This window comes from Microvirga tunisiensis, assembly GCF_009296175.1.
Classification (GTDB): Bacteria; Pseudomonadota; Alphaproteobacteria; order Rhizobiales; family Beijerinckiaceae; genus Microvirga; species Microvirga tunisiensis.
The window spans coordinates 1-1,073 of the sequence record NZ_VOSK01000834.1 but is presented as its reverse complement, the minus strand read 5'-3'; the positions used below and the strand labels follow the sequence as shown (position 1 = coordinate 1,073).

At 57.9% G+C, this 1,073-nt stretch carries 1 pseudogene; it reads right to left on the bottom strand.

Annotated features, from left to right (window positions below):
- Window positions 1-396: 396 nt before the first annotated feature.
- A pseudogene (locus FS320_RS43980) lies at window positions 397-647 on the bottom strand (DDE-type integrase/transposase/recombinase); the annotation flags it as partial.
- Window positions 648-1,073: the final 426 nt, after the last annotated feature.

Below are 1,073 nucleotides of genomic sequence, written 5' to 3'. Positions count from 1 at the left end.
GTTGGAGCAGGCCATTGATCGCGGGATGATCGCAAAGCCAGGCACCAGCTCTGGGGCTCGACCGGTTCAGGTTTGTCGGCAAGCTTGGTGAGAACTAATCAGGCCGTTCGCCATCCTCGCGAATCAAGCAGGGACAATCTTCATCAGCGCGCGGGCGCCCTTATCGAGTGCGGCGTTCTTGCATTACTGAGACGCCTTGGGTGCAGTTGAAAGATTGGCGATCATAGATCGAGCTGGATAGCCAGCCAAGGCTCTCGCACAGTTCAAGATCACCCAAGCCGTCAGGCTTGATATTGAGCAATATGGGAGCTCTCTTGGCTTTGGCCTCCAGGAACGAAGACGGGTTCTGTTACAATTTCTGATGTTCCTCATGTGACGACCGGACACGAGCTTAGGTTAGGCAGCAGCGTTGAACAGACCAGCAATGAAATCACTCCGGGCCTCCCTATCATTCGCTGGTACGCTGACGACTTGGCCTTTGCGGACCATCATCATGACGTCATAGCCGGCAATCGTCTGGACGACCGTCACGAAGCTCTTGAAGCCCAGACTGGTCGAACCAGCCGCTTGATGCGCCGGTGATCCGTCTCGGCGATGTTGTTCAGGAACTTCGCCCACCGGAGTTTGGCAATGCGCCAGCGCTGTCCAGGCTCTTCACCGCCTCCAAGCCATGGCGGCATGGAGAGCCGCGGCAGGTGCTGTGGCTTGAACTCTTATACTGTCCTCTAAGGCTCCTGGCGCTCAACGGCGGTTTACGAAGCAAGCCCGTTTGCAGAACCAGCACGACATCACGGGCTGCTTTCTGCCTGATGGGTGAGGCAACCATACCTTGATATGATTGCTGCGGCGCCTAGAGGCCGCATACATTCTGCCGTGCGAGATGGCAATGGACTCGCTGTCCCGCTCCCTTTGTGAGCGTTTCCTCCCTGAACTTGGGCTGCTGGCGCCAGCAGCCCCTTTTCGGGATCCGGCCGTGTTGGACGCGGACGATGATAGCGCATCGCAACTCGGCATCCTTGACCCTCCGTGATCGCATTCAGGACGCCGCCGAGGAGCTGATTGGCACCAAAGGC